This is a genomic window from Enterobacter cloacae complex sp. GF14B, assembly GCF_004136805.1.
Lineage (GTDB): Bacteria > Pseudomonadota > Gammaproteobacteria > Enterobacterales > Enterobacteriaceae > Enterobacter > Enterobacter hormaechei_C.
Genome location: NZ_QFRV01000286.1, coordinates 1 through 1,253, shown reverse-complemented (window position 1 = coordinate 1,253; position 1,253 = coordinate 1). Strand labels below are relative to the sequence as shown.

Below are 1,253 nucleotides of genomic sequence, written 5' to 3'. Positions count from 1 at the left end.
GAGAGCTACGAGAATGAAATTGCAACCTGTAGACGGGTTTATTGAAAAGCCTCTAGGACTCTTAGAAAAAGTAATTGTCACTTCGTGGGGAATCGAGTATGAGCATACATTTGCAATAGTCGATTTCAACAAAAAGAACAATTACGAGATCATCTTGGGAAGACCATTCATGAGACAATTAAAGATGGTCCACGATTGGGGTTATGACCACATATACCTCAGACATGGCGAGACAACAACTAAAATACACCTGAAAGACCATAGTTACAAAGATGTGAACCAAACACCAGTGGAAGAGTTTGATTCAGCTACAGTAGCAGGATCAGAACTCCCAGCATGGTTAGGGCAACCAAAAGAGCTATGGATGTGCGGAGCTTCACATTGTGGAAGCTTAAGAAGAGAGGAATGCGTCTTAGAAAGAGCAATTGAGGACAAGGAGTATATTCCGAAACCTTTCCCTGAAGATGCCTTGGAACCTCTAGAATGGGAACACATACTGGCAACATTGGATGTCTGTACCATTACCGACAGTCCAATAACAAAAGTTTGCGATAAGGAGGGCTATGATGTGCTACCCTATTACATGGTAAGCGTTGTACCAGAAAAAGAGACGGCATAACCTCCGGAACCAGAAGAGTTTTACAACTCCTCTGAACACTTGGAAGTAAATGATGATGCAGATAATGAGTGTTCAGACACCTCAAGTGAGCGTGGAAATGAAACCGAGAATATCAAGTTTTATGATTTTGCTAATCAACACCCTAGACGCCAAGAACGCTATAGGAGGAAACAAGCAGGAAACAAAGCGAGAGAGAACCTGATGCCCAGGATAAAAGGTAAAACTCACTATTTGATGCTTGTAAAAGCAGAGGATTGTGTAAAAGACCAAATATCAGGAAGATCCTCAAAAGTTCGAAGGGAAGGGACGCAAGAGGAAATAAAACAAGTACAAAAGACTAAAACAAAAACAAAATCAAAAAAATCTCAAAAATCAAAACAAGAAACAACAAAAGACCCAGAGTGGACCAAATTGGAGCGTAAAAAGAAATACCAAGAACTAAAACGGTCTTTACGAGAGGTATGGACTACTGAGGGAGAAAGTGATGGTAAGGAGGAGTCAGAAAAAGGAAACATGAATGTACCATCACACTATCAAAAATTCACCATCTAGGACAGAAAAATCATAATGACACCACTAGTCAGGGAAAGAATAAACCAAGAATCTTACGATGGGCCGGAAAATGCAAAACGGA

Annotated in this window: 2 protein-coding genes; both read left to right on the top strand. The window is 40.5% G+C overall.

The genetic code is table 11. The features are described 5' to 3' along the window. Positions 1-619 (top strand): hypothetical protein (locus tag DD606_RS25285; RefSeq protein ID WP_219824240.1); only part of this gene is annotated, 619 nt, incomplete at its 5' end. A gap of 39 nt (positions 620-658) precedes the next feature. Beyond that, complete coding sequence (locus DD606_RS25280) at positions 659-1,171, top strand: hypothetical protein (protein ID WP_129259472.1); 513 nt, start codon at positions 659-661, stop codon at positions 1,169-1,171. Positions 1,172-1,253: the final 82 nt, after the last annotated feature.